This window comes from Brevibacillus halotolerans (assembly GCF_026891775.1).
Lineage (GTDB): Bacteria > Bacillota > Bacilli > Brevibacillales > Brevibacillaceae > Brevibacillus_B > Brevibacillus_B halotolerans.
In genome coordinates this window covers 1-25,207 of sequence record NZ_JAPTNK010000012.1, presented here as the reverse complement: position 1 = coordinate 25,207, position 25,207 = coordinate 1, and the positions used below count along the sequence as shown (strand labels likewise).

Annotated in this window: 27 protein-coding genes and 1 riboswitch; of the genes, 26 read left to right on the top strand and 1 reads right to left on the bottom strand. The window is 41.0% G+C overall.

The features are described from left to right. Positions 1–134: 134 nt before the first annotated feature. Positions 135–310, bottom strand: a riboswitch (M-box (ykoK) riboswitch). 62 nt (positions 311–372) lie between these two features. Further along, a complete protein-coding gene (locus O0550_RS15620) occupies positions 373–1,530 on the bottom strand; it encodes a 1-propanol dehydrogenase PduQ (protein ID WP_258426773.1) in 1,158 nt (385 codons plus the stop codon). Positions 1,531–1,728: 198 nt separating this feature from the next. Between O0550_RS15620 and O0550_RS15615 the strand changes: the two genes are divergently transcribed. The 26 genes from O0550_RS15615 to O0550_RS15485 all read left to right on the top strand — a co-directional run bounded on the left by O0550_RS15615 (position 1,729) and on the right by O0550_RS15485 (position 24,962). After that, positions 1,729–2,082: a BMC domain-containing protein gene (locus O0550_RS15615; protein WP_003339475.1), complete on the top strand. Its 354-nt coding sequence runs from the start codon at positions 1,729–1,731 to the stop codon at positions 2,080–2,082. A 2-nt stretch (positions 2,083–2,084) separates the two neighbouring features. Then, on the top strand, positions 2,085–2,525 hold the full coding sequence (locus tag O0550_RS15610) for a EutP/PduV family microcompartment system protein (protein WP_031415199.1): 441 nt from the start codon (positions 2,085–2,087) through the stop codon (positions 2,523–2,525). A gap of 12 nt (positions 2,526–2,537) precedes the next feature. After that, positions 2,538–3,971, top strand: a complete 1,434-nt coding sequence (gene eutA, locus O0550_RS15605; protein WP_258426772.1) for an ethanolamine ammonia-lyase reactivating factor EutA — start codon at positions 2,538–2,540, stop codon at positions 3,969–3,971. A gap of 19 nt (positions 3,972–3,990) precedes the next feature. Next, positions 3,991–5,355 carry an ethanolamine ammonia-lyase subunit EutB gene (locus O0550_RS15600; protein ID WP_258426771.1) on the top strand — a complete coding sequence of 455 codons (1,365 nt, stop codon included), beginning with the start codon at positions 3,991–3,993 and terminating at the stop codon, positions 5,353–5,355. A gap of 176 nt (positions 5,356–5,531) precedes the next feature. After that, positions 5,532–6,305: an ethanolamine ammonia-lyase subunit EutC gene (gene eutC / locus O0550_RS15595; protein WP_233882831.1), complete on the top strand. Its 774-nt coding sequence runs from the start codon at positions 5,532–5,534 to the stop codon at positions 6,303–6,305. 31 nt (positions 6,306–6,336) lie between these two features. After that, positions 6,337–6,990, top strand: a complete 654-nt coding sequence (gene eutL / locus O0550_RS15590; RefSeq protein ID WP_003336343.1) for an ethanolamine utilization microcompartment protein EutL — start codon at positions 6,337–6,339, stop codon at positions 6,988–6,990. Between the two features lie 16 nt (positions 6,991–7,006). Beyond that, positions 7,007–7,660, top strand: coding sequence for a BMC domain-containing protein (locus tag O0550_RS24425; protein ID WP_276565026.1), 654 nt, complete (start codon positions 7,007–7,009; stop codon positions 7,658–7,660). Continuing rightward, a complete protein-coding gene (locus O0550_RS15575; RefSeq protein ID WP_003339465.1) occupies positions 7,657–9,138 on the top strand; it encodes an acetaldehyde dehydrogenase (acetylating) in 1,482 nt (493 codons plus the stop codon). The genes O0550_RS24425 and O0550_RS15575 overlap by 4 nt, the downstream gene beginning before the upstream one ends. 43 nt (positions 9,139–9,181) lie before the next feature. Further along, positions 9,182–9,475 (top strand): ethanolamine utilization microcompartment protein EutM, encoded by a 294-nt coding sequence (eutM, locus tag O0550_RS15570; RefSeq protein ID WP_003336346.1) that lies wholly within the window; start codon positions 9,182–9,184, stop codon positions 9,473–9,475. 121 nt (positions 9,476–9,596) lie between these two features. Continuing rightward, positions 9,597–10,223 (top strand): phosphate propanoyltransferase, encoded by a 627-nt coding sequence (gene pduL, locus O0550_RS15565; RefSeq protein ID WP_003336347.1) that lies wholly within the window; start codon positions 9,597–9,599, stop codon positions 10,221–10,223. A gap of 5 nt (positions 10,224–10,228) precedes the next feature. After that, positions 10,229–11,032, top strand: coding sequence for a hypothetical protein (locus O0550_RS15560; protein ID WP_258426770.1), 804 nt, complete (start codon positions 10,229–10,231; stop codon positions 11,030–11,032). Next, complete coding sequence (locus O0550_RS15555) at positions 11,029–11,319, top strand: EutN/CcmL family microcompartment protein (protein ID WP_003336349.1); 291 nt, start codon at positions 11,029–11,031, stop codon at positions 11,317–11,319. Before O0550_RS15560 ends, O0550_RS15555 begins: the two co-directional genes overlap by 4 nt. After that, a complete protein-coding gene (gene eutH / locus O0550_RS15550; protein WP_003336350.1) occupies positions 11,316–12,416 on the top strand; it encodes an ethanolamine utilization protein EutH in 1,101 nt (366 codons plus the stop codon). Before O0550_RS15555 ends, eutH begins: the two co-directional genes overlap by 4 nt. After that, the gene (locus tag O0550_RS15545; protein WP_096885845.1) at positions 12,417–12,875 is read left to right on the top strand and encodes a cupin domain-containing protein; all 459 of its coding nucleotides are present in this window, start codon (positions 12,417–12,419) and stop codon (positions 12,873–12,875) included. A 206-nt stretch (positions 12,876–13,081) separates the two neighbouring features. Beyond that, the gene (locus tag O0550_RS15540; RefSeq protein ID WP_258426769.1) at positions 13,082–14,305 is read left to right on the top strand and encodes a M20 metallopeptidase family protein; all 1,224 of its coding nucleotides are present in this window, start codon (positions 13,082–13,084) and stop codon (positions 14,303–14,305) included. A gap of 288 nt (positions 14,306–14,593) precedes the next feature. Beyond that, on the top strand, positions 14,594–15,073 hold the full coding sequence (locus O0550_RS15535) for a TlpA family protein disulfide reductase (protein WP_003339459.1): 480 nt from the start codon (positions 14,594–14,596) through the stop codon (positions 15,071–15,073). Positions 15,074–15,086: 13 nt separating this feature from the next. Further along, positions 15,087–15,530 carry a TlpA family protein disulfide reductase gene (locus tag O0550_RS15530; RefSeq protein WP_003339458.1) on the top strand — a complete coding sequence of 148 codons (444 nt, stop codon included), beginning with the start codon at positions 15,087–15,089 and terminating at the stop codon, positions 15,528–15,530. Positions 15,531–15,545: 15 nt separating this feature from the next. Further along, entirely contained in the window at positions 15,546–16,073 is a 528-nt protein-coding gene (locus O0550_RS15525; RefSeq protein WP_258426768.1) for a MauE/DoxX family redox-associated membrane protein, read from the top strand. Continuing rightward, the gene (locus O0550_RS15520) at positions 16,048–16,485 is read left to right on the top strand and encodes a hypothetical protein (RefSeq protein ID WP_003339456.1); all 438 of its coding nucleotides are present in this window, start codon (positions 16,048–16,050) and stop codon (positions 16,483–16,485) included. Before O0550_RS15525 ends, O0550_RS15520 begins: the two co-directional genes overlap by 26 nt. After that, the gene (locus O0550_RS15515; protein ID WP_003336358.1) at positions 16,485–16,889 is read left to right on the top strand and encodes a hypothetical protein; all 405 of its coding nucleotides are present in this window, start codon (positions 16,485–16,487) and stop codon (positions 16,887–16,889) included. Before O0550_RS15520 ends, O0550_RS15515 begins: the two co-directional genes overlap by 1 nt. Positions 16,890–17,564: 675 nt before the next feature. Beyond that, the gene (locus O0550_RS15510; protein WP_258426767.1) at positions 17,565–19,388 is read left to right on the top strand and encodes an ABC transporter ATP-binding protein; all 1,824 of its coding nucleotides are present in this window, start codon (positions 17,565–17,567) and stop codon (positions 19,386–19,388) included. Positions 19,389–19,870: 482 nt separating this feature from the next. Then, positions 19,871–21,070 carry an MFS transporter gene (locus tag O0550_RS15505; protein ID WP_258426766.1) on the top strand — a complete coding sequence of 400 codons (1,200 nt, stop codon included), beginning with the start codon at positions 19,871–19,873 and terminating at the stop codon, positions 21,068–21,070. A 319-nt stretch (positions 21,071–21,389) separates the two neighbouring features. Continuing rightward, positions 21,390–22,118, top strand: coding sequence for a YwiC-like family protein (locus O0550_RS15500; protein WP_258418722.1), 729 nt, complete (start codon positions 21,390–21,392; stop codon positions 22,116–22,118). A 16-nt stretch (positions 22,119–22,134) separates the two neighbouring features. Then, positions 22,135–23,331, top strand: a complete 1,197-nt coding sequence (locus tag O0550_RS15495; RefSeq protein ID WP_258426765.1) for a DUF4272 domain-containing protein — start codon at positions 22,135–22,137, stop codon at positions 23,329–23,331. 122 nt (positions 23,332–23,453) lie between these two features. Next, complete coding sequence (gene ybiA, locus O0550_RS15490) at positions 23,454–24,002, top strand: riboflavin biosynthesis intermediates N-glycosidase (RefSeq protein ID WP_258426764.1); 549 nt, start codon at positions 23,454–23,456, stop codon at positions 24,000–24,002. 36 nt (positions 24,003–24,038) lie between these two features. Further along, positions 24,039–24,962 carry a DUF7638 domain-containing protein gene (locus tag O0550_RS15485; protein WP_258426763.1) on the top strand — a complete coding sequence of 308 codons (924 nt, stop codon included), beginning with the start codon at positions 24,039–24,041 and terminating at the stop codon, positions 24,960–24,962. The last annotated feature ends 245 nt before the right edge of the window (positions 24,963–25,207 follow it).

Below are 25,207 nucleotides of genomic sequence, written 5' to 3'. Positions count from 1 at the left end.
TTGTTACAGATGATTGATATAGCTGTTTACATTGATTACTAGGACTGCCTTCCATGTGGAATCCCCCCTTTACAAAATGAAAAACCCTCTAGAAATAACTAGAGGGTTGGAAATATGCATAGCCAAAAAAGCATTTTCGCTCCCCCTAGTCGAGTTTTGGCACTATACAACGTAAAGAGAGTAACACAATCTCTTAGCCACCTTAAGAAAAGCCTTAATCCGACAGTTCCTGTTCTACCCATGGGCATCTTTCGATATTTCTGGGCAGTGGCCTATGTTTGTATAGGAGCCTCACCTAACGAGGACTTAATTGTTATAGTGAATGATACTGGTACAATTTGAAATTGTCAATAGCAAAATTAATATTGATACCTAATTTCCTAAAAAAGCCTGTTCAAAAAGATTCTTTAGATCCCCAATGCTAGGGGAACGCGGATTTGTAATTGTACATTTATCCTTCATAGCTATCTCGGCTAAACTATCCAGCTCCTGATAAAACTCCTCTTTTTTTACTCCTGCTTCTTTTAGAGACGCGGGCATTCCTAAATCCTTTCGAAGCTTTTTCACTGAGATAATCAGATTTTTTACTCCGTTTCGTGTATCAGAGGCGGGCAAATTCAAAAGCTTAGCGATTTCCGCATATTTACTGGCCGCTATGCTGAAACTTCGATCTGTATACCCTTTAATGTGAGCATTGTATTCGATAACGTACGGCAACACGATGCCATTGCTCCTCCCATGAGGAATATGAAACTTGGCTCCAATAATATGCGCCATACTGTGGCTAATGCCCAGTGAGGCTGTATTAAAGGCAAGTCCGGCTATACATGAGGCATTATGCATTTTCTCACGTGAAAGATGATCTTCCCCATTTCGAAATGATTTTTCTAAATAGGCAAACACAAGTCGTATGGCTTTCTCCGAGAAGGCGTCCGTAAAGTCTGAGGCAAGCGTAGATACGTAGGCTTCCAGAGCATGCGTTAGCACATCGATTCCGGTATCAGCTGTTATAAATGGAGGGACAGTTTTTACGAGCTCCGGGTCAAGGATTGCCTCAGTTGGGAGCATTTCATCAGAAACGAGCGGGTATTTTACATTTTTAGTCCGATCTGTAACAACCGAAAAACTCGTTACCTCAGAACCAGTCCCACTCGTAGTTGGGATGGCGATGAATGTTACCTCTTTTGTAATCGCTTCTTTTTGATGCAGGCGATTGTTAAACAGACAAATTGCTTTTGCTGCATCAATTGCTGATCCGCCACCTAAAGCGATCACGACATCAGGATCGGCTGCACTCATGACCTGTATACCATTCACGATGTTTTCGAGGGGAGGATCTGGCACGATATTATGAAAAATGGTGATATGTTCGTTTTTTTCCTCTAGCTGAAGCTTAACCTTATCAATCATCCCGGACTTAATCATGAAGGGATCGGTTACCACGAAAATACGTTTATTCTCTATACGCTGAAGACTAGATAAAGCATCTGTCCCGAAATGAATGCTCGTTTTTATTTGAAAATGGTTCATATCTGTCTCCTTTCAACTCATCCTATATCTATCACAAGATAGGGTTCCGATTTCATAGCTTTCTCCTTTAATAAGCAGACATAGTGTTATTTTGTCTTTTATCAGCTTGATTTATTTTAACCATTTTTTCATAAACACATGTTTGACTTAAAGCATACTTTGTCTCGCTAACAATCATAATAACTATGAAGTGTGGTGATGAAGCATATGGAAGAGAAACAACGTGTCATTCAAGAATATGTTCCAGGAAAGCAGGTGACTCTAGCCCACTTGATTGCAAATCCCAATCCCGATCTATATAAAAAGCTGGGTCTTCTCTCTGAAAATATCAAAGCGATTGGAATCCTAACGATCACGCCAAGCGAGGCTTCCATCATTGCAGCAGATGTTGCCACCAAATCTGCGGATGTTTCCATTGGTTTCGTAGATAGATTCAGTGGTTCACTTGTCATTACCGGTGATATCTCAAGTGTGGAATCTGCGCTACGAGAAGTTCTGAAAATGCTCTCTGAAGTCTTACATTTTTCAGCTACATCGATAACGAGGTCATAGCTATGGGAAAAATCATAATGCTAGTGGGTAGAACGGGCTGTGGAAAAACAACTCTGACACAAGCTCTTATGAATACAAAACTCAGCTACCATAAAACACAGATGATTGAAACTGTAGAAAATATTATTGATACGCCTGGTGAGTATATTGAGAACCGTAATTATTACCGTGCACTTATCGTAACCTCAGCAGAGTGTGATTTGATTGGATTCGTACAAGCTTGCACGGATCAAGCTAGTTTGTTCCCCGTTCAATTTGCTAGCGCCTTTGCTAAACCAGTGATTGGGATTGTTACTAAAGTAGATCGGTGTAATCAAAAGGAAGAGCTGGAGCGTGCCGAACAGTTTTTACGTGAAGCAGGAGCACAACAAATTTTTCATGTGAGTAGCTATGAAAAACAAGGTCTTGAGAAAATCAAGGAATTGCTCGCAGGAAACACTTGAGGTGGTAACAGAATGAAAGAGGAAGTGCTTAGTGTCGGAATAGACATTGGTACATCAACCACACAACTCGTATTTAGCAAGATTGGCATCGAAAATACAGCATCTGCTTTTGGAGTTCCGCGCATTACGATCGTGGATAAAGAGATTATCTATCGAAGCGACATTCATTTTACTCCGTTACTTTCCCAGACCGAGATTGATAGTGACGCGGTTCGCAGGATTGTAGAAAAAGAGTATCAACAAGCACATGTTCGGCCTAGTGACGTGCAAACAGGTGCTGTCATTATCACTGGCGAGACTGCTCGAAAGCAAAATGCAAGGGATGTATTGCAGAGTTTGAGTGGTTTTGCCGGAGATTTTGTTGTGGCAACGGCCGGCCCTGATCTTGAATCCATTATTTCGGCAAAGGGAGCTGGAATAGACAAGGTATCAGAAGAGAAGGGGGCTAGTGTTGTCAATTTAGATATTGGTGGTGGCACAACCAATTTAGCTGTATTTAACGACGGGGAATTGGTGAATACAGGATGTTTGGATATTGGAGGCAGGCTCATAAAAATCGAACCCTCTACACGTAAAATTACCTACATTGCTGATAAAATCAAGCAGCTTATCAACGAGAGGAATTTACAGGTAAAAGAGGGGGATATAGCTAATATCGAACAGTTGCGAAAAGTAGTAATGGAAATGGTGAGCCTGCTGGAGCAGTCCGTCAATTTGACACAGCGTACCCCATTTTATTCAACCATTGTAACCCATCATGGAATTGATGATCGGATTCACCCGCAATACATTTCTTTCTCTGGCGGAGTGGCAGATTATGTCTATCATCCGCAAGCTGATGATGTACTAGCTTACGGGGATATAGGAATTTTGCTAGGACAAGCGATTCGCCAATCATCTCTTTGCGAAAAACTGAAATTGGTGCAAGCCGCAGAGACGATTCGGGCAACTGTCGTTGGAGCAGGGACGCATACAACCGAGATAAGTGGGAGCACGATTACATACACAGAGAAAAACTTTCCTATGAAAAATCTGCCTATTTTAAAGCTAACAGAAGAGGATGAATCACAAGGCTTTGCTCATTTACAAAATGTCCTACAGGAAAAATTACGTTGGTTCATATTAGAAAACGAATGGCAGCCTGTTGCCATTGCTATTCGTGGGAAAAAAAGCCCAAGCTTTACAGAAATTCAGGAGCTTGCAAAAGCTTTAATCGGTGGTATGGAGGCGTTAATAAAAGCAGAGTTGCCCTTGGTGGTCATTGTTGAAATGGATTTTGCCAAAGTGTTAGGTCAGACGATGCATAGGCAACTGCAATTTTCGAAAGAGGTTGTATGCATTGATAGCATCCGCTTAGAAAACGGCGATTACATCGATATAGGAAAACCACTGGCAAACGGCCGTGTATTACCTGTAATCATTAAAACTCTAGTATTTCATTCCTAACAGTTATGAGGTGACGGCGTTGAAACTTAAAACAACCCTTTTCGGAAATGCATATCAATTTAAAAATGTGATGGACGTCATGGCAAAAGCAAACGAAGAAAAATCAGGAGATAAATTGGCTAGCCTCGCGGCGGAAAACTCAGAAGAGAGGGTAGCAGCTAAAATTGTGCTGAGTGAATTTACAATGGCTGATCTGCGGAATAATCCAGCTATTCCTTATGAAGAAGATGAAGTGACACGGATCATTCAAGATGAAGTCAACGAAAAAATTTATAACGAAATAAAGAACTGGACAGTCTCTGAGCTACGTGAATGGATTCTTGATGAAAATACAACAGAGGAAAATATTAAAAGAATTAGCAGGGGGCTAACCAGTGAAATGGTTGCCGCGGTCACGAAGCTTATGTCGAATTTGGACCTTATTTATGGAGCAAAAAAAATCCGTATTCAAGCCCACTGTAATACAACAATTGGCTATGAGGGTACTCTGTCAGCTCGATTGCAGCCCAACCATCCCACAGATGATCCAGACGGAATTACAGCTTCCTTAATGGAGGGGCTTACCTTTGGCATTGGTGATGCTGTTATTGGATTAAATCCCGTAGATGATTCCGTTGAAAGCGTAAGTCGGGTATTGAAGAGATTTGAGGATTTCAAGCAAAGATGGTCAATTCCTACGCAAAACTGTGTGTTAGCTCATGTGACTACCCAGATGGAGGCAATCCGTAAGGGAGCTCCAGCCGACCTTATTTTCCAAAGTATTGCTGGTACTCAAAAAGGAAATGAAGCCTTCGGAATTTCAGGGGACATGATTGAAGAGGCACGTCAATTGGCACACAGAGACGGAACGGCAACCGGGCCAAATGTCATGTATTTTGAGACAGGACAAGGCTCTGAGCTATCTTCTGAGGCTCATCATGGTGTGGATCAGGTAACGCTGGAAGCACGTTGCTATGGTTTTGCTAAGAAGTACGACCCGTTTCTGGTAAATACCGTAGTGGGATTCATTGGACCTGAGTATCTGTACAACAGTAAGCAGGTCATTCGCGCAGGTTTGGAAGATCATTTCATGGGGAAATTAACCGGTATTTCCATGGGCTGTGATGCTTGCTATACGAACCATATGAAAGCGGATCAAAACGATATCGAGAATTTGGCGGTTCTTTTATCCACGGCTGGCTGTAACTATTTCATGGGTATTCCCCATGGAGACGATGTGATGCTGAACTATCAAACAACTGGTTATCATGAAACAGCAACTCTTCGTGAACTACTTCATTTAAGGCCAATATCTGAGTTTGAAAAATGGATGGAAAAAATGGGATTCATCGAGAATGGTAAGCTAACAAAACGTGCTGGGGATGCATCTGTTTTCCTAGCGTAAGGAATGGAGGCTAGAGCATGCTTCAAGAAAATGACATCAGAAAAGTAGTAGAACAGGTTTTATTGGAATTAACCTCCAATGAAGGGGCAGTGAGAACGGAGGGAAAAATTGAAATTAAATCCGCCAAGCCTCGACCTGAATCTAATGTCGGTGGTGGATGGGTTGTCCAACCGCAGATGCCTTCCGATGGAGCTATTGATGATATTACGAAAATTGATCTAAAAAGCCAATTGTTAGTGCCTGATCCAGTAGATGCAAAAGGCTATTTAAAAATGAAAGAACGCACCCCCGCCCGTCTGGGAATTTGGCGTGCAGGTCCCCGGTATAAGACAGAAACCACGCTTCGCTTTCGGGCGGACCATGCTGCGGCACAGGACGCTGTGTTTTCACATGTAAATGAGCAGTTCTTACAAGAGATGAATCTCTTTAGCGTACAGACTCTTTGTAAGGATAAGGATGAATATTTAACCAGACCGGATTTGGGACGAAAAATATCTGAAGAGGGCTTGCAAAAGATTAAGGAAAACTGTCAGAAGCAGCCCCAAGTTCAAATCTATGTGTCTGATGGGCTAAGCTCTGCTGCGGTAGAAGCGAATGCAAAGGATATTTTGCCAGCGATCATACAAGGATTAGAGGGGTATAAAATTCAGGTAGGAACACCGTTTTTTGTAAAATTAGGCCGTGTTGGTGCTATGGATCAAATCTCCGAGATACTTGGAGCAGACGTAACCTGTGTATTAATTGGTGAGCGTCCAGGTCTGGTCACAGCAGAGTCGATGAGTGCTTATATCGCCTACAAGGCGACGATTAATATGCCAGAAGCACGCCGCACAGTTATCTCCAATATCCATAAGGGCGGAACACCTCCTGTAGAAGCAGGTGCCCATATTGCAGAGCTGATTAAGACCATGCTGGAGAAAAAAGCGAGCGGAATCGATTTAAAACTATAAACTCCCCATTGTCCTTAGGAGGGAATTTTGAATGAAGAATGATGCACTTCGGGCGAATGTGTTGAGTGTAAAAATCATCCCAAATGTGGCTCCCGATATGGTAAAAGCATTTCAGCTACAACCGAACCAAAAAAGCTTAGGGATTATAACGGCTGACAGCGACGATGTAACCTATACTGCTTTGGATGAAGCGACAAAGGAGGCAGCCGTTGATGTCGTATATGCCAAATCAATGTATGCAGGAGCTGCCAATGCCAATTCGAAGCTGGCGGGAGAAGTAATAGGAATATTGGCTGGTCCAAATCCAGCAGAAATTCGAAGTGGCTTACATACAGCGGTCGACTTCATTCATAATGGAGCTCATTTTGTCAGTGCTAATGATGATGATTCTATCGCTTACTTTGCTCATTGTGTTTCTCGACCAGGAACATATTTGTCCAAGATGGCAAATTTAGAGGATGCAGAAGCTATTGCCTACCTGATTGCACCTCCTTTAGAAGCAATGTATGCCCTTGATGCTGCCTTGAAAGCAGCCGATGTTAAGCTGGCGACATTCTACGGTCCACCCTCGGAGACCAACTTCGGTGGTGCATTGCTAACAGGAAGTCAATCCGCTTGTAAGGCAGCATGTGATGCATTTGCCGATGCCGTCCAATATGTTGCAGAAAATCCACAAAGTTATTAAGTAATAAGGTGATCCTATGAGAAAAAATGCTTTAGGACTGATTGAGGTAAAAGGGCTGTTGGCGTCTATAGAAGCAGCAGATGCGGCCATGAAGGCAGCTAATGTTACCTTGATTGGGTTGGAGAAAATAAAAAATGGCTTTGTTACCGTAAAAATTACAGGAGATGTGTCAGCAATTACTGCCGCTGTGGAAGCAGGGGCAGAAGCAGTGAATAGAGTTGGCACACTAATTTCTAAGCATGTGATCTCAAATCCAGATGATAACTTATATCGAATGGTGGAACAGCCGAATAGCTTACCATTCCAACCAAGAGACCGCAAGCTGCCCACACAAATTACCCAAACACCTACAAAGACGAAGGAGCTTGGAGAATCGGGCAAATCAAAAACAACCGAAGAGCTACAAGACCTTGATAGTGAATTGCTACCCGATCAAGGGGAGGCTCATGCGGAAACAGCATCGCCACCGTTGACTAACTCGGATAAAGCCACCATTCCACTACCTGAAAGTCAGGCAGAGCAGCTAGAGAAAATGACAGTTGGTGAGCTAAGAGAGGAAGCGAAACGATTAGGAATCGTGACGATTAACAATAGGCAAGTAAGACAAGCCAAAAAAGCTCAGCTTGTTCAGGAGATTACCAAAATGCATAAAGAAGGGGTAACTACATGATGCTTTCTGATAAAGACTTACTTTCCGTACAAGAAGTAAGAAATCTGATAAAGAGATCGAATACGGCTCAAAGGACTTTAAGTAAAATGTCCCAGGAGCAGATTGATACCATTGTTAAAGCAGTGGCAAATGCTGGTGTCGCACATGCCGAACGATTGGCAAAGCTAGCGGTAGAAGAGACTGGCTTTGGCATCTGGGAGGATAAGGTAATCAAAAACCTGTTTGGCAGTCAGGTCGTTTATGAGCATATTAAGGAACTAAAAACGATTGGGATTTTAAACGAGGATACAGTGAAAAAAGTCATCGAGGTAGGAGTGCCAGTAGGAGTAATCGCTGGATTAATCCCATCAACGAATCCAACCTCTACTGTCTTATATAAATCCCTTATTTCCATGAAAGCCGGTAATTCCATTATTTTTTCCCCTCATCCAAATGCGAAAAAATGTATTTTGGAAACGATAAAGATCATAAGGGAAGCAATTGCCTCAGCAAGTGGTCCTGAAGATATTGTGACTTGTATGGAGATGCCTACCATTCAAGGAACCAACGAATTGATGAAACACAAAGATGTTCAGCTGATTTTAGCAACAGGCGGCTCAGCAATGGTAAAAGCAGCCTACAGTTCGGGAACGCCAGCAATCGGTGTTGGATCGGGGAATGGGCCTGCTTACATTGATAAATCTGCTGATTTGCAGAATGCAGTCAAGCGTATTTTTGATAGCTCAACCTTTGATAATGGAACAATTTGTGCTTCCGAACAATCAGTCGTCGTGGAAAGATGCATGAAAGAGAAGGTAATAGCAGAATTTAAAAAGCAGGGAGCTTATTTTCTAACCCCAGATGAAAAGGAAAAAGTTGGACGATTGATTATGCGAGAAAATGGTTCAATGAATCCGCAAATCGTAGGGAAGAGTGTACAACATATTGCCAATTTAGCTAAGATCACAGTTCCCGCTAACGCAAGACTTTTAATTGCAGAGGAAACAGAGGTGGGCTATAAAGTAGCTTTCTCACGGGAAAAACTGGCTCCTATTTTAGGATTCTACACAGCCGAAAGTATGGAGAAAGCATGTGATTTATGTGAAGAAATTTTGCTACATGAGGGAGCAGGCCATACTTGTATTATTCATGCACAGGATGAGAAGGTTATTCGTTACTTTGGTCTACGTCAGCCTGTATCTCGCTTTTTAGTAAATACACCAGCAGCATTAGGTGGAATCGGGGGAACAACCAATTTAGTACCTGCTTTAACATTGGGCTGTGGAGCAGTGGGTAACAATTCTACTTCAGATAACGTAGGACCTATGAACTTAATTAATATTCGACGCATTGCTTATGGGGTTAGGGAACTAGAGGCACTACGTCCACACCAAGTGGCTTGTAACACGCGGGGAGGGTTTGGAGTTCATGATGATTTAGTGAATTCCATTATCCAAAAAGTCCTACTCGAATTGAAGCAGAGCAACTGCATCTCTTAGCATTTTGTTGTAAATAGATGACATGAAAAACGGAGGAATTGAAATGGCAAGTACAAATGCGTTAGGTATGATTGAGACAAAAGGACTTGTGAGCGCGATTGAAGCAGCAGATGCCATGGTGAAAGCAGCTAATGTTGAGCTGGTTGGTAAAGAGCAGGTAGGCGGCGGCTTGGTAACCGTAATGGTACGTGGGGATGTCGGGGCAGTAAAAGCGGCAACCGATGCTGGTGCAGCGGCGGCAGAACGAATTGGCGAACTGATTTCTGTACACGTTATTCCACGCCCTCACACTGAGGTAGATAGCATTCTTCCTAAGTCCAAGCAACAACCAGTCTAAATACAGGAACATACTATCCCTTACAAGCTTTCTTTTGATAAAAATGGTTTTCTGAAGGCTAAATAGCGGATAGTATGCCCTCTTTACATAAACAAGCATATGACTGAAAAGAGGTGTGGAGTTGATACAAGATCAGGTTGATCAAATTGCGGAAAAAGTAGTGGCTGGAATTAAGCAAAAACTGTTTATTCCCGTTGAAGCTTCAGGAAGGCATGTGCATTTATCTCGCAAGATCATTGATATCTTATTTGGAGAGGGATACCAACTTACGAAAGCTAAGGAATTATCCCAACCAGGGCAATTTAGCTGCGTGGAACGGGTTGATTTGATTGGCCCAAAAGGAACGATTAAGAATGTGGCTGTTCTGGGGCCGGAAAGGCAAAACACACAGGTGGAGGTTTCCTTAACGGATGCAGTTGCCCTGGGAATTAGACCGCCTCTTCGTGAATCTGGAAATTTAGCAGAAAGTGCAGAAGTTACGTTGGCTACCCAGCTTGCATCAGTTCCGGTCAAAGCGGCAATTATTGCGAAACGCCATATTCATATGTCAGCTGAGGATGCTCAATGGTTTGGTCTTTCGGATAAGCAAAATGTGTGTGTGGAAGTCCTTGGAACGAGACCGGTTATCTTTCAAGAAGTAACCATTCGAGTAAGTCCACATTTTCGTACGTTTATGCATCTCGATTATGATGAAGCGAACGCTTGCGGGTATCAAAAAGGGACAGTTGCTAGACTTGTTAGGAAGTGACCGGTTTGGAGATACAGCAGCTAATAGAAGCCGTTACTAATGAGGTTATATCTCGATTGGACACGCTTTCTTTAGAGAACAAGCAAAAAATAATCGTTATCTCTACACATGAAAGCGAATGGCTTGCCATAAAGTCGGTCCTCAATAAGAAATTTGACGTTCATTCTGTTGTAATCAATGATGTAACCTGCTCACAAAAGTGGCCTGATGACCTCTTGGAATGTAACGTTCAATCCTTTGCCTTCATTTTGATAACTGGATTACATTGCTGCGCATTAGCTTCACTAGCATTGGGGCTCATATCTTCAAAGAATCTTATTACCCAAGCATTACTTCAAGGGAAAAAGGTGTACCTGTTACAAGAAGGTCTTGAGCATCGGCAATTCCACCGTACAGCTCCAGCTCATTTATATGAGCTGTATCAATCATACGAGCAGAAGCTTGTTTCCTATGGAGTGACTTTGATCAAAAAAGCAGACATTCATCTGCTAGGTCAGGAACAGCGCCATCTGGAAAGACCCCTAACGCAGTCCATATGCCAAAGGTCCTCTGAACACTTGGATTCAAATTGTGAGCGAAAGCATGATTTACATGTGAATGAGGCAAGTAATTTAGCAGATGCCGCAGAAAAAGTATGGCATATCGAGCAGAGGGTCATATCTGAATCCGTATTTAAAAAGCTATGCTTATTAGGGGCTCAATCGTTTACCATTTTACCCAATGCCATCTTAACTCCACTGGCTAAGGATTTTGTACGTATGAATCAGCTTACTGTCAAGAAAACAAAGCAGGAGGGCAAACCTGTATGATTATTGGAAAAGTCATTGGTAACGTTTGGGCCACAAGAAAAGATGCAAAATTAGATAGTCTGAAACTGATGATTGTCTCTCCCACCGAAATTTTTGGTGGTGAACCAGCTAAGACCTTTGTAGCTGCGGATGGTGCAGGCTCTGGTATTGGTGATTTGGTATTGGTAACGAAGGGCGGTTCGGCAAGAGCGGCTTTTGATCAAGTCAAAGCACCCATTGATGCGACGATCGTTGGTATTATTGATAGCTATGAGCTAAGAGACTCGGGTAAGGAGGACAGTGTATGAGTATTAATGAAATTATCATTTACATAATGGTAATCTTCATGGTCTTGGGGGCAATTGATAAATGCTTGGATAATAAATTTAATTTAGGAGATAAATTCGAGGAAGGAATTATGGCGATGGGATCGCTCACACTTGCCATGGTGGGTGTTATTTCGCTGGCACCTGTATTAGCGACGTTGTTAAAGCCGATCGTTGTGCCACTCTATACGGCATTAGGTGCTGATCCAGCCATGTTTGCCACCACCTTGCTCGCTAATGACATGGGAGGATATCCGCTAGCAATGCAGATGGCTAGCAACCCAGAAGCAGGACGCTTTGCCGGTATTATTCTTGGCTCCATGCTTGGCCCTACTATTGTATTTACCATTCCTGTTGCACTTGGCATTATTGAAAGAGAGGATCGTAAATACCTTGCTACCGGGGTGCTAGCTGGAATCATGACCATTCCGATTGGTTGCTTAGTAGGTGGATTGGTTGCTGGCTATGATATTGGAATGATTTTGCGTAATTTAGTTCCTATCATACTAGTAGCATTAATTATTGGAGTTGGGCTATGGCTGGTCCCGAATGGGATGATAAAGGGCTTTAGTGTTTTTGGCAAAGGAGTCGTTATTATTATTACGCTGGCACTAGCGGCTATCATTATTGAGACCTTAACAGGAGTGGTTATTATTCCTGGGATGACTCGTATTTGGGATGGCATTGAAATCGTAGGTTCTATTGCTATCGTACTTGCGGGTGCATTTCCCATGGTATATGTCATTACGAAAGTTTTCCAAAAACCATTACTTAAGCTAGGCTCATTACTTGGTATGAATGATAAAGCGGCCGCAGGACTAGTAGCATCTTTAGCCAACAACATACCGATGTTTGGCATGCTAAAAGAAATGGATTCAAGGGGAAAGATCATAAATATCGCCTTTGCAGTTAGTGCTTCTTTTACCTTTGGAGATCATTTAGGATTTACGGCTGGTATAGAAAAAGATCTTATTTTTCCAATGATCGTAGGGAAACTAGTGGGTGGAATCACCGCAGTGCTAGTAGCTATTCTGATTGCTTCCAAATCAAAGCTAACTGCGGAAAGTGAGGTAAAATAAATGCAACTTGATCCAGCATCTCTTGAAGCGTTAATTCGTAAAATTGTTTTGGAAAAGCTTACGCAGCTTAACCAATCACCTGATGAGATAGATAAGAAGATCGATCCAAGCGGTGTAATGTCTGTTAAATTGAACTCGTTGAAATTGGAGCCTTTTGATACGGGAAAAGCAGGCGATCGCGTATATTTAAAAGATGCGTTAGATTTACAGGAGAGCCCTCGGCTTGGCTGTGGATTGATGGAAATGAAAGAAACGACATTTGATTGGACTTTAAAATATGATGAAATTGATTATATCATAGAAGGAACCCTAGAAATTGTAATAAATGGTCGTCGCATTATCGGACATGCAGGTGATATTATTCTCATTCCACGAAATACGAGCATTCAATTCTCGGTACCAGCCTATGCAAAGTTTTTATATGTTACGTATCCAGCAAATTGGCAGCAGCTTGAATGATGTAAAGAAGAGGATCGGTAGCCCTTTAGTCAAGGCATCGATCTTTCTTTGGTTTTAAAAGACTGAATTTTCGGTTGATTGTTCATGATACAAAACGTATAGTTATACAAAAGCAGGAATAGACATAATGTGCCGAAGCGGGAATCCGTTGGCTAGAATACTTCTGTGAGCATTAGTTTTCTCAATTTCCAAAGGAGGTCAGTTTTATGATACAGCCAATGCTAGAACGCTTGAAACAGCTTTATCCTGAATTAGTTGAATTTCGCCGAGATTTACACATGTATCCGGAGCTTTCCTTCCAAGAAGTGAATACGCCTATAAAAATAGCCGATTATTTACGCCAAATTGGACTTGAGGTAAAAACGGGAGTAGGTGGCAATGGGGTACTTGGAGTTCTAAAAGGTGGAAAGCCAGGAAAAACAGTTGCTTTGCGTGCTGATTTTGACGCTCTACCCATTCAGGATGAAAAGGAAGTGATATATAAATCACGAGTACCTGGGGTGATGCATGCATGCGGTCATGATATTCATACAGCGGGTTTACTTGGTGTTGCGAAGGTTTTGAGTGAGTATCGTGACGAGTTACCCGGGACTGTAATTTTTATTCACCAGTTTGCAGAAGAATTATTGCCGGGTGGTGCGGTTTCCATGATTGAAGCGGGATGCCTTGATGGTGTAGATGTTATTTACGGTGCCCACGTCTCATCAGATCAGCCTGTAGGAGTTGTTGGAGTAAAATCGGGTTATATGTTAGCAGCGGCAGATTCATTTTATATGGAGATAACGGGTAAGGGAGGGCATGGCGCGTATCCACATAAAGCGATTGATCCGCTAGTGATTGGAAGCCAACTGGTATTAAACCTACAGCAAATTGTTAGTAGACGGATTGATCCTCTTCAAGCGGCCGTGTTAACAGTGGGTAGCTTTCACGCAGGAAAAGCGTTTAATGTCATCCCGCAAAGTGTTACTTTATCAGGAACGGTACGTACCTTTGATGAAAATGTTCGCCAAAAGATTGAAACCTCACTTGAACAAATTACCAAAACGACCTGTGAAGGGTCGGGGGCAACGTTCACAATCGACTATGAACGGGGCTATCCAGCCTTATGTAACGATGAGACAGAGACAGAGCGTATTCATCAGCTTGCCAAGCTTTTAGTAGGTGAGGAGCATACAGAGATACTAGAGGCTCGAATGGGTGCGGAGGATTTTGCTTATTATCTCCAAAAAATACCTGGTACATTCTTTTATGTAGGAGGACGAAACCCAGACATTCAGGCGACTTATCCACATCATCACCCAATGTTTGACGTAGATGAACGCTCTATGCTTGTGGCTGGCAAGCTCTTTATTTCTGCGGTTATGCATTATCTGACTGAGGGGAGGGTACTACCGAAGTCACAGGATACGAAGGTGGGATTAGAGACATAGGATCTCGAATAAAAAATCATAAAAAGAGAGGCTTTTTCTAGACATTCTGTTTGATAGAACGGAGTGAAAAGAGGCTTCTCTTTTTTTATTTTTGTTTTTGAAAGAAGCAGATTTCCCTTATCTAAATTAAGGAATGCATATACATAAAGAAAGATAAAGCAGTAAATCAGAAAAAACAGTTTACATTTATTTATATTCAATGTAATATAAATACATAAAAGGAAAACATATCCAATTTAATTTTCCTACATACTATTCTGATCCATACATAATAAAAGGAGGAATATTGTGAGTGTCGTAGAAACACCAGCCCACAGAAAATTTTATAAGGATAAAAAACTTGAAATGCTAAAAGTCGGGGATTATATCCCGAATGTTAAGATTTATGAAGACCAAGCGAAAGAGCTAAAACTGTATGATCTTGTTTCAGATTACCTGCTGTTGATGTGTTATAGCACGGATTGTGAATCCTGCTTAGCTTCGATGGAAGCCTTGGATGAATTTACTCACGAGAATCCTGGAATCAATATTGCTGTGTTACTTCATACCAGTCCGGAAAATTTTGAATTAATGAAGGCGGCCTTCACGGATCGCATTGAACACATTTACTTGGTTCCAAAAGAATTGATTACGCGAAAGCTAAATGTTTATTTCATGCCAAGGGGTTATGCGATCAACAAGCTTGGACAAGTTCTTTCTACAAATGGGTGCTCCGACTTATATTGGTTTAACAAATTAATGGAACCATTACGTCGGATATTGGCATAGGAGGGGAACTTTTGTGAGTCGTATAAATTTTAAAGATTTATTTACTAAGAAGAAAAGCAGTGGCAATGAAAGCAGTAGTGGAGAGATTGTACCTTTCCGTGTAGGAGAAGATTTTCCTATTGAGAAGCTGGGAATGGAGTATGATTCTTCGGCGAACTGTGTATTTTGTTTTATCTCTTTGAGCTGCATTCTTTGTATCGATTTATTACCTCAAATTCCAGCGTTTCTCAAAGGATATACAGATCATTTTATACTTGTAAGCGATGGTACACCAGAAGACAATGATGAGATAGCAAAATATCATGAATTTGATTTTCCAATTCTATCGTATGCTGGCAGCTATGATGATTTACGGATACCGTTTACACCTTTTTCGTACTTTATTGATAAAAACGGAAAGGTTATCAAAGGAATACATTCAACTGATACAGATAGTTTATTTCAACTTATTACATGATAGGAAGGTTGGAGTATGACCGTATTGTCCTATGTTATAGACATGATAATAGCTGTAGTCTTTTTTCTATCCTTTTACATGAAGGTTTATCATTTTCATGATCTAAGGTTACAAATACACTCTTATCAAATAATCCCTTATCAGCTTACAGCTATTTCAGCCTGTCTTTTGCTGATATCCGAAATTTCTATTTTCTTACTTTTCGTAATTGGTATCGCATACATATGGAAAGAAATTTTGGTTATTCTTATGCTGTCTTCCTTTATCCTGTTTATTAAACGAAAACGTAAGATTAGCGAAGCGGCTGATTGTGGGTGCTTTGGTAAGGTGGATTCCTTGAATAAATATCCGATTATTCGAAATCTTGTTCTGATTGCCTTGTTGATAGGGAAATTGCTTCTCCCCACCCGTATCTTTTCATTAGATGAATCGATAGTCTCTGGAGCTATTATCGTCTGTTTTGTAATCGCCTATGATATTTGGAGCGAAGCTAAACAAGTAAGGGAGCTTACGACCGATGATAAACGTCCTTATCATTTTTAGCGGGATTATTGTGCTGCTCATGATCGCCATTAGGGTCTGGTTAGCAAAGAAACGCCTCGTTCATGAAGTGAGATTGATCCACACATTACAAAAGCAGCTAGGGACAAGCTTTTCTACTATAATCCTTGTGGACTATGCTTCTCCTAATTTTAAGAGCATAGATCAATTGCTGGCTCAAGGTGAAAATAAAAAAATAATCATATTTTTTTCTGCTCCGGATTGGCTTATTACTATCAAAGCAAAATTATGGAAAAATCATCTTGTTGTAAACAGTAGTTCGTTTTCTTGGTTTACACCTCTGCTACACAATAATCCTGTACTTGTACAGAGACATCATAAGATATTTCATTTTTCGGATTCGTACGAGTACGTACGGTTTGTTATGACAGAAAAGGAGGAATTAATAAGCTGATGCAAACTATGCTTGACACATTCAAAATACAAATGATTATTGCTGAGAAGGTTCATTTTCATGAGTATGAAAAAATGCACTCTGTTGAAAAAGTACTAAACGCTATTACAGTTCCAATACTCCCAGCGGCCGTTATCACAGATGTACTTGTGAAAGTGTTTTTTGAGGAGGATACACCGCCACTGCAACCATCTATTCAAGTTTTGGATCAAGAGAATCGATTGGTTTGTCATGAAGAACTTCCCCCACTCAAAAATTTTAGAAAAGAAGGGATGGTTCCAGGGATCGACATACGTGTAAATATTCGATTTCCTGTAGTGGAAGAAGGGGTGTATACATACCGGCTTTATATTGATAATGAATTAATGGCTGAAAGCTATGTAAGCGTATTCTGTGAGGAATAGGAAATAGAAAGGAAGCATAGAAAATTTGAAAGGAGGTGAAAGATATGGGATGCCCTTCAAATGATTGGACTGCAATTGGAAGTTGCAATGATAATTACACGTGCGACTCAGTAAAATGCGGTAACAAAACAAATAAATGGAGACATGTTTACGTACGTTGCCAAAAAGGGAGCACAACAGATTGTTATTGGGATCAAAGTTACTACGCAGGCTGCTGCTAAGTAGCAAAGTAAAGCTGGTTGATAGGAAGTAATCCCTCTATTTTAGAATTTTAGGAAAAATGAATACTTTCACCGATAGATATGTTTTCCCAATATTCGATTTCCTGTAATAAAAGAAGGGATGTACATACCAGCTTTACACGGAATGAAACGATGATGGAAATCTATGAGGTGTAAATTTAAAGGAGGTATAAGATATGGGATGCCCTTCAGGATGGAGTGCAATTGGAAGCTGCAATGATAATTACACATGCGATTCAGTAAAATGCGGTAACAAAACAAATAAATGGAGACATGTTTACGTACGTTGCAAAAGCGGTAGTACAACAGATTGCTATTGGGATCAAAGTTATTACGCAGGTTGTTGCTAGAAAATAACCTATAGTGGAGACTCCCTATCATTCTTGATAGGGAGCTTTCATTTCCATAATGAAAACAGGAAAGAGGTGACTATATGTCTTCATCGCGTTCCGAGAAAAAGGATTGGGGCATTTTATTTTCATTGCAGTGTACGAAAAAGGTCTTTCCTTTAATATGGAAGTGTACCTCCCTTTTAATGATCGCAACGATTTCAATGGCTATCATTAAGGCAGTCATCCCTCTTCTACAAATCTATCTAACCAAAACATTGGTCAATACGACGATGGATATCATTAATAAGAACGCCGACCTTACAGAAGGAGTATTTCTTCTAGTTTTACAGATGGGGCTAGTTGTTGTTGGGCTTTTAATAAATAATCTTGATGATTTGATACGATTACGCATGTCTCAAAGGGTGAGCTATTATTTTGACAAGCTGATCATTGAAAAATCCTCTAAGTTGCCACTACTTTTCTTTGAAAATCCAGAAAATTATAATTACCTACATAGAGCCTCGGCTGGTATAGGAGCTCGAGGTCTTAAAATGAGCTTCTCTGTATTAGATGTCGTAAAAAATGTAATAACCTTAATAGGCTATTTGTATATTTTAGTTCAGCTACATTGGATTCTATTTGCCTGTATTTTATTGCTGGTATTTCCGCCGATTATCATCACTACCTGGCTTGGTAAAAAGCAATATACGCAAGCTCGGGAGTTCACAAGCACCAATCGTTTAATTTTCTATTTGTATCGTCTGCTAATTGAACGTGATACGGCTAAGGAATTACGTATTTTTGGTCATACGAAGTATTTACAAGAAAAATGGGGAAATACCTATTGGAAATATGAGGATTCAGTTTACCAGCTTCGTAAAAAAAGTGTTTCGGCTGAACTTGGGAAAGGCGGGATAAATAGCTTTGCAGAAACAGCTTTTATAGCTGTGCTCCTTTGGTTCGGAAGTCAAGGGAAACTAACCATTGGTGACTATGTATCAATATCACAGGCCATTAGCTCAGCCATATCACTTATTCAATTCATTGCCTATAATTTAGGGCAGCTATATAACGAAACTCTTTATATTAAGGATTTCTTTGATTTTATGGAACTAGAAGAGGAAGAGCAGGAGCTGGCGATTGATCATACATTTTCTCTAAAGGAAAGGATCTGGGTCGAGAATCTGACTTTTACTTTTCCTAATCGTACAAAACCAGCGTTACATAATATTTCGTTTCAGATTAATAAAGGGGAAAAGATTGCTATTGTAGGTAAAAATGGTGCGGGTAAGAGTACGTTAATCAAATGTTTAGTCGGACTCTATAAAGTATCTGGAGGCAATGTTTATTATGATCAGCACAATATTAAGCATGTATCTATGAGACACATTATTAGTGCTATTTTCCAAGATTTCGTAACCTATAACCTAACAGTTAAAGAAAATATCGGGATAGCCGATGTGCAACATATCAATAATCAAGAGCGGTTAAAGAGTGCAACCAATCAAACAGGCGCCGATGAAGTCATTAATCAACTGTCAAAAGGCTACGAGACTGAATTGGGTACATCCTTTGCTGGAGGACAAGATATTTCAGGAGGCCAGTGGCAAAAAATTGCTTTGAGCAGAGCATTGTTTAAGCCAGCCGAGGTTATTATTCTCGATGAGCCAACAGCTGCATTAGATCCGATTGCTGAAGCACAGCTTCTAGAAAAATTTATTGAGATTACAGATAATAAAACCGCTATTTTCATCACTCACAGGCTTGGAAGCTGTAAAAATGTTGATCGGATTTTGGTTCTTAAGGACGGCAAACTCGTTGAAGAAGGCAAACATGAGGAGCTGATGCAAAGAAATGGAGAGTATGCAGAGATGTTCCGGTCGCAAGCACAATGGTATGCGGAAGCTGAGCATGCGACAGTGTAAGTACACTGAGCAGATGATTTGAAATAACCCAAAAGAGATGTTATTTTCTCAAGGGAAAAAAGTTTCCTAAATTCATGGTTAGCTCATTTGTTAGATATTAGCTCCTTACATGAGGTGGCTTTTGCGCAACAAATGGGCTTTTTTCTATGCAATAACATAAGTAAACGCGGTAGGGCTTCTTATGCGGAAGGGGCATAGCTAGTGTGAGTTAAATCAAATTTTTGTTTTGTCTGATAGAAAATAATCCGTTAAACGTTAGGAATCATCCGTTTACTGGCGGAACAGCATTTACATTTTATTGATAATAAATACAGATTTGAAGTAATAGGGAGGCGGTCAGAGCTTAATGGGGCAGAAGTTGCTCTTAAATGCACAAAAAGGTAACAGCAAAAGGGGGCATTCTCTTTTGCTGTCGAGTTTTTTGAAGCAATTGCAACGAACGGAATACCGCAAGAATTACAAGTACTAATGGAGGTGGTTACATGGAACCGAAACGTGTTATTTTCTTGTCATTAATGATTTGTTATATCGGCCTAGGAGTCATTAATCCGGTGCTGGCTCCATTAATTCGAGAGATGGGCCTCGATGAAATGCATGCAGGCTGGATCATTTCAGCTTCCGCTCTCATCTTGTTACTTGGTGCTCCCATCTGGGGGAAACAAAGTGATCGATTCGGTCGAAAACCGATTATGATTATTGGTTTGGTTGGGTTTACGATTAGTTTGGTGCTATTTGCTTGGCTCTCTTGGATTGGTTTACAGGGGAGAACAGAGCTGACTTTGCTTTTTATCCTATTGTTGCTTTCACGGATGTTGTTCGGTCTGTTTTTCCCTGCAATGACTTCCTCTGGGCAGGCACTGATAGCCGATTTAACTTCGTTGAATGAACGCTCAGCGGGAATGGCGATGATTGGTGCGGCGAGTGGTATTGGTTTTCTGATCGGCCCCGCCATGGGGGCAGCATTATCAGGGATTCACCTCCTGTTTCCCATTGTTGTTGCTGCTGTTCTATCATTATTTGCTGCTCTTATGGTGTATGTACGTATTCCGCGTTTTACACCAAAGTCATCTGGTAAAAGAAACAAGCTTAATCTACGAAAGCCAGGTATACGGCCTTATTTATTGATTGCCTTGTGTATGATGAGCGCCATTGTGATGCTACAGGTGACAGCAGGCTTTTATGTCCAAGATAAATTTGGATTAAATTCCAAAGATACGGCGCTGTGGGTTGGAATCAGTTTGTTTTGCGTCGGTTTTATGATGGCATTGGTCCAAATAGTAGTCATTCGGAAACGCTCCTTCATGCCGCGTACCTTGCTTCGTATTGGTCTGCCGATACTGGGGGGAGGCCTGCTGCTTCTTGTTTTCATTAACAATTTATTTAGTTTCGTCCTTGCTTTTTTGCTACTGGGTGTTGGAGGCGGATTCGCCATGCCAGGTTATACAGCAGGTGTTTCGTTGGCATCAGGAGAAGAGGAACAGGGAGCAGCAGCAGGCTTGACTACGGCGGCAACAGGGGTGGGCTCTTTTGTAGCGCCGATTGCTGGAACGGCATTATACCAAATTCAGCCGGAAGCTCCTTATTGGGTAGGGTTCCTTGTAGTTGCGTTGTTGACGATTTATGTCTGGAGTACGCATCGTGGACTTGTGGTCGAACAAATCGCGATCAAGAACAACTTGTGATATCGGCAAGTCAAAGAGAAATGGTGGAATTGTAGTTATTTCTTTACCTACAATTTCCACCATTTTTTGTATGGACAGTGTTCTCGATTTCGATAGATTTACTTGCGGATGCTTTAGGATGTTTGGCTTTCTTGTGGCAGATTGATCGAAGGAATGGCAAACTACTCGTTGTAATGCTATACTTCGCTCTGTAGTCAGGTCTGTAAAGAGGCAGAAGGCTTTTTTTATTGCGTAGAACGTTTCGAATGAAAAGAGCTTTAAAAAACGAATTGTAAGAATTGATTTACGATTGAGTCCCTTTTGAAAGGAGTGAAATTCTGTGAAAAAAAGTAGTATTGTAATACCCCATGAACACGGGGGATGGGCAATGGTTAGCGTCCCGTTTCTTTTCGGAATGCTGGCTGGAAAACCTCAATGGATGCATATCCTCTTATTTCTAGCTTGGCTATTTCTCTATTTGTCATCTTATCCGTTTCTTCAATATATGAAACGAACCACACGAGCTGAGCACTTGCTGAAATGGGGATTATTGTACGGTTTACTTGCCCTTATTTGCTTAATACCAGCGCTTGTAAGCAATCCATTCCTTTGTGCTTTTGCACTACCGCTACTTATTCTTCTTTTGGTAAATGTATGGCATGCAAAACGTAAAAAAGAGAGGGCGATCGTTAACGATTTATGTGCCATTCTTATTTTTTCCATTGGAGGTGCTGCTTCTTACCTTTTGGCTGGTGGAGAGTTTGATGTAACGATGGCTGCTATTGTATTGTTCAGTTGGTTGCATTTTATGGGTAGTGCATTTTTTGTAAAGTCAGTTTTTCGGGAACGAGACAACAAGCGTTGGATCATGTATGCTCATATTTATCATGGACTATTACTAGTTGTTCCGTGGCTAATAGGCTTTCCTTGGATGACAATTGCTTATGTCTATTCAACTGTAAGAGCTTTTGTCTATGCTGGAAAAGCGATGCGTCCATGGAAGGCTGGAATCATTGAAATTATAGGTGCGGTACAGTTTTTGATACTGTCTAGTAGCTTTTATCTGTAAAGGAGCGAACACATACATGGAAGAGGCCGTTATTACGCTATATACAGGGATAGGTAACCCAGATCGAGTTTTTGATTCAATTATCAGTAATTTTGAGCAAGTTAGCAAATCACATCAGGTAGATGGTGGGCAGTTAACGATTACCTTGCAAGATGATACTTTCATGAAAATAAATCGCATTGATTATATTGCGAATCAAGAAGAAGTGGAACGGCAAATAAACGGGATGGCTACTTACTATTCCCAGGTAAAAACCGAACGACTTGATCTACAGCAAAGTGTTATTCAACAGATTTTGTGCTTTACCTGCATCGTTGGAATTCGATTTGAGCTTACTAATGATACGAATCGGACCCATTTTTTAATGGATGCTATTTATGCTGTTGCAAGCGAGATAAATGCTTATTTACTGTATCCAAGCATGGAGATATGTAACAGTGAAGGAAGGCTTGTGTTCTCATTAGAGGGAAAAAGTGAGCTGGAGCAACTCATTCCAATAGCGAATTCTGACCTGTTAGACCGTGATAAGGGGGAGGAATCAGAGGCAGATCGCGATCGAATGAATCGCTCTATTGCTTTATTAGAAGCAAGAAAGATTCCATATATTTCTCATTTGAGAGTAGCGTTGGTGGAAGAGAATGCAGTCATTAGAGACCTTACATCTATCGCGAAAAGAGTTAGTGCCCTGTTCGCCGTAGCGCTATATTCGGAAGTAGTATTGTCTCCAGAGGGAAATCGGGAGGAAGCCTTGTCTTATTTTGAGAGGGTAGATGAGGTATATCAAGTTAGAGATTGGCTGACGCCAAAGGAAAGAGCATATATAGAAAAAGCAGAATGTAAGGAGATTGAATGTATTCAGTTTGTGTGGAGGTATGAGTGCTGCGAGGTCTTACTATGGGCGCTTGGATTGATAGATGAATTAACATACCCAGATAGCACGTGTCATGTCCCACGAATTTCCGAATTACTCATTCCATATCAAAGCTTGGACTATTTAATACAACATTGTAAACCGAGGTCTCAAAAAGAATTACTAGATGCAGCAGATCTAATTATGCGTTATGACTGGGCATGTGTGGATGCCCGCATTAACCAGCGAAATGCTCCGGCTGAATTAGACGCGGGGGTCGTGTTGGAAAGACATTATGCACTTAATTGGCTTGTTGGCGGAAATGGTCAAGCAGAATGGGATGATAGTATACCACATACCTAATTACGCTAGCTTATTACATAGAATTTGTACGGACAATGGTGAAGCAAAAAATAAATAGATCGAGCATAGAGTAGTCATTTTATGTGCATGATTGTTAGGATTATTTGCAAGGGGTGGAATAGATGGAACTGATACAAGATGTACAGACATTGATCAGGGAATCGCATAAAAAACAGTTGAAATATTTGTTTTTCTGGGGAAATACCCCGAAGAGAGAGGGAATTGTAGATAAATCCTGCTTCAGCCAGTGGTATCCAGCTCCTTTTGTAGAGGATGGCATTACATACCCTACCGCAGAGCATTATATGATGGCGAAAAAAGCGGAATTGTTTGGCGATGCTGCGATTCGTGATCAGATTTTGCAGCAGAAGCATCCAAATCAAGCAAAAGCACTGGGACGCAGGGTTCAAGCTTTTGACGAGGAAGTGTGGAATGCACAAAAGCTCGAAATTGTTCAACAAGCGAATTTACTAAAATTCGGTCAACATCCTCAGTTAAAATCCTATTTACTCCAGACTGGGAATCGAGTTCTAGTGGAAGCTAGTCCTTATGACAAAGTATGGGGGATTGGACTAGCGCAAGATCATCCTGATGCTGAACGGCCACAGCGCTGGAGGGGAGAGAATCTGTTAGGCTTTGCCCTTATGAGGGTGCGAGAGCAATTTCGGTAGTCGAGTCGATTAATAAATGACAAAGGGGAGACCCATATGCAAAAAATTCGCAGAACAAAAACGATAGAAGGAACGAAGATACCTGGTTTTATTTGCAATGGCGGGAGTTATTTTTTTATTTATGTAGACGTTTATGAGGATGGGATGGTTAATTGCTGGGAGCTAGTCGATTTAGATGGATTAGTTGAAAAGCTCAATAAGAATTGGCTCGTCCCTAGTGTCCCTCAAGGTGAAGCGATCTCTATATTTGGATTGGGATCGTATGAGATAGCGGATGCACAGTGGAATTTTGACCAAGGCCAATATATGAATTTGATCCGCGACACTGTTACACAACTAAATCCCTCACTCCGTAATATCTATCGTATTTCTGAGGAAGAGAAGGAGCTATGGAATGCCAGAAGGATTCTGCATTCTCCAACCCCCGAAGACTTCCGTGTTACTCACGAGATTGGATATGACACTGTAGCGGGTCAAGGATTCACAGCCTTTATGAAGCATGAGGGGAAAAATTATCTTGTGCGAATTGTTGTTTATAAGGATGATGCTGTGGTTTGTTACAATTCATTTTTTACATTTGAATATAGTATCGAGAGTGTTAAGGAATTGTGGGACAATAAAGTCTTATTTACTTCATTTGAAGAACCTACTGCTATCGTACTTGATCATTTAGGCGAGGTAACATTCTCAGTAGCTCAGTATGCAAGCGAAATCAATGATAAGTATGATGAATTACAGGATATGCTTAAAAAGCTTAAGGGAGAAACAGCTTCTTTAGAACTATGCAGACAGGTCTATTATGAGTATTTAGAAGATCCATCCGAGTTTAATCGAGCTAGACTTAAGGAAAAGTATGAGCTTGTACCCGAGCATGAGCGAATGTTTCTAGGGGATATGGATTCAAAGGATTCGGATTATGTTCGAATTATCTATTATCCTGATGAGAAAAGAGAAGTCTAGGCAGTATTCATAATAATGGGACAGAGACATGATAAAGATGAAAGAGATGCTCATTCCACATTTGAACAGGAATAGGTGAAAAAGCAAGCAAGGAGAAAAAAGCTATGAGCAATATAAAGGGACTGACCCCCGTTTGTAGGACAGGGATCAAAACACCTTACAAGTTTAAGCAGCCAGTCGTCGGAATTCAACCGGTGACTGGTTGTTTAGTTTTGTTTGAATGCGAATTGAGTTATAGTAAGAGA

What these genes read in the sequence shown, in the direction of transcription:
- O0550_RS15620 (WP_258426773.1), bottom strand. Translation starts at nt 1,530, where the DNA reads ATGAACCATTTTCAAATAAAAACGAGCATTCATTTCGGGACAGATGCT.
- O0550_RS15615 (WP_003339475.1), top strand. Translation starts at nt 1,729, where the DNA reads ATGAAGCATATGGAAGAGAAACAACGTGTCATTCAAGAATATGTTCCA.
- O0550_RS15610 (WP_031415199.1), top strand. Translation starts at nt 2,085, where the DNA reads ATGGGAAAAATCATAATGCTAGTGGGTAGAACGGGCTGTGGAAAAACA.
- eutA (WP_258426772.1), top strand. Translation starts at nt 2,538, where the DNA reads ATGAAAGAGGAAGTGCTTAGTGTCGGAATAGACATTGGTACATCAACC.
- eutC (WP_233882831.1), top strand. Translation starts at nt 5,532, where the DNA reads ATGCCTTCCGATGGAGCTATTGATGATATTACGAAAATTGATCTAAAA.
- eutL (WP_003336343.1), top strand. Translation starts at nt 6,337, where the DNA reads ATGAAGAATGATGCACTTCGGGCGAATGTGTTGAGTGTAAAAATCATC.
- O0550_RS24425 (WP_276565026.1), top strand. Translation starts at nt 7,007, where the DNA reads ATGAGAAAAAATGCTTTAGGACTGATTGAGGTAAAAGGGCTGTTGGCG.
- O0550_RS15575 (WP_003339465.1), top strand. Translation starts at nt 7,657, where the DNA reads ATGATGCTTTCTGATAAAGACTTACTTTCCGTACAAGAAGTAAGAAAT.
- eutM (WP_003336346.1), top strand. Translation starts at nt 9,182, where the DNA reads ATGGCAAGTACAAATGCGTTAGGTATGATTGAGACAAAAGGACTTGTG.
- O0550_RS15555 (WP_003336349.1), top strand. Translation starts at nt 11,029, where the DNA reads ATGATTATTGGAAAAGTCATTGGTAACGTTTGGGCCACAAGAAAAGAT.
- eutH (WP_003336350.1), top strand. Translation starts at nt 11,316, where the DNA reads ATGAGTATTAATGAAATTATCATTTACATAATGGTAATCTTCATGGTC.
- O0550_RS15545 (WP_096885845.1), top strand. Translation starts at nt 12,417, where the DNA reads ATGCAACTTGATCCAGCATCTCTTGAAGCGTTAATTCGTAAAATTGTT.
- O0550_RS15540 (WP_258426769.1), top strand. Translation starts at nt 13,082, where the DNA reads ATGATACAGCCAATGCTAGAACGCTTGAAACAGCTTTATCCTGAATTA.
- O0550_RS15525 (WP_258426768.1), top strand. Translation starts at nt 15,546, where the DNA reads ATGACCGTATTGTCCTATGTTATAGACATGATAATAGCTGTAGTCTTT.
- O0550_RS15520 (WP_003339456.1), top strand. Translation starts at nt 16,048, where the DNA reads ATGATAAACGTCCTTATCATTTTTAGCGGGATTATTGTGCTGCTCATG.
- O0550_RS15515 (WP_003336358.1), top strand. Translation starts at nt 16,485, where the DNA reads ATGCAAACTATGCTTGACACATTCAAAATACAAATGATTATTGCTGAG.
- O0550_RS15510 (WP_258426767.1), top strand. Translation starts at nt 17,565, where the DNA reads ATGTCTTCATCGCGTTCCGAGAAAAAGGATTGGGGCATTTTATTTTCA.
- O0550_RS15505 (WP_258426766.1), top strand. Translation starts at nt 19,871, where the DNA reads ATGGAACCGAAACGTGTTATTTTCTTGTCATTAATGATTTGTTATATC.
- O0550_RS15495 (WP_258426765.1), top strand. Translation starts at nt 22,135, where the DNA reads ATGGAAGAGGCCGTTATTACGCTATATACAGGGATAGGTAACCCAGAT.
- ybiA (WP_258426764.1), top strand. Translation starts at nt 23,454, where the DNA reads ATGGAACTGATACAAGATGTACAGACATTGATCAGGGAATCGCATAAA.
- O0550_RS15485 (WP_258426763.1), top strand. Translation starts at nt 24,039, where the DNA reads ATGCAAAAAATTCGCAGAACAAAAACGATAGAAGGAACGAAGATACCT.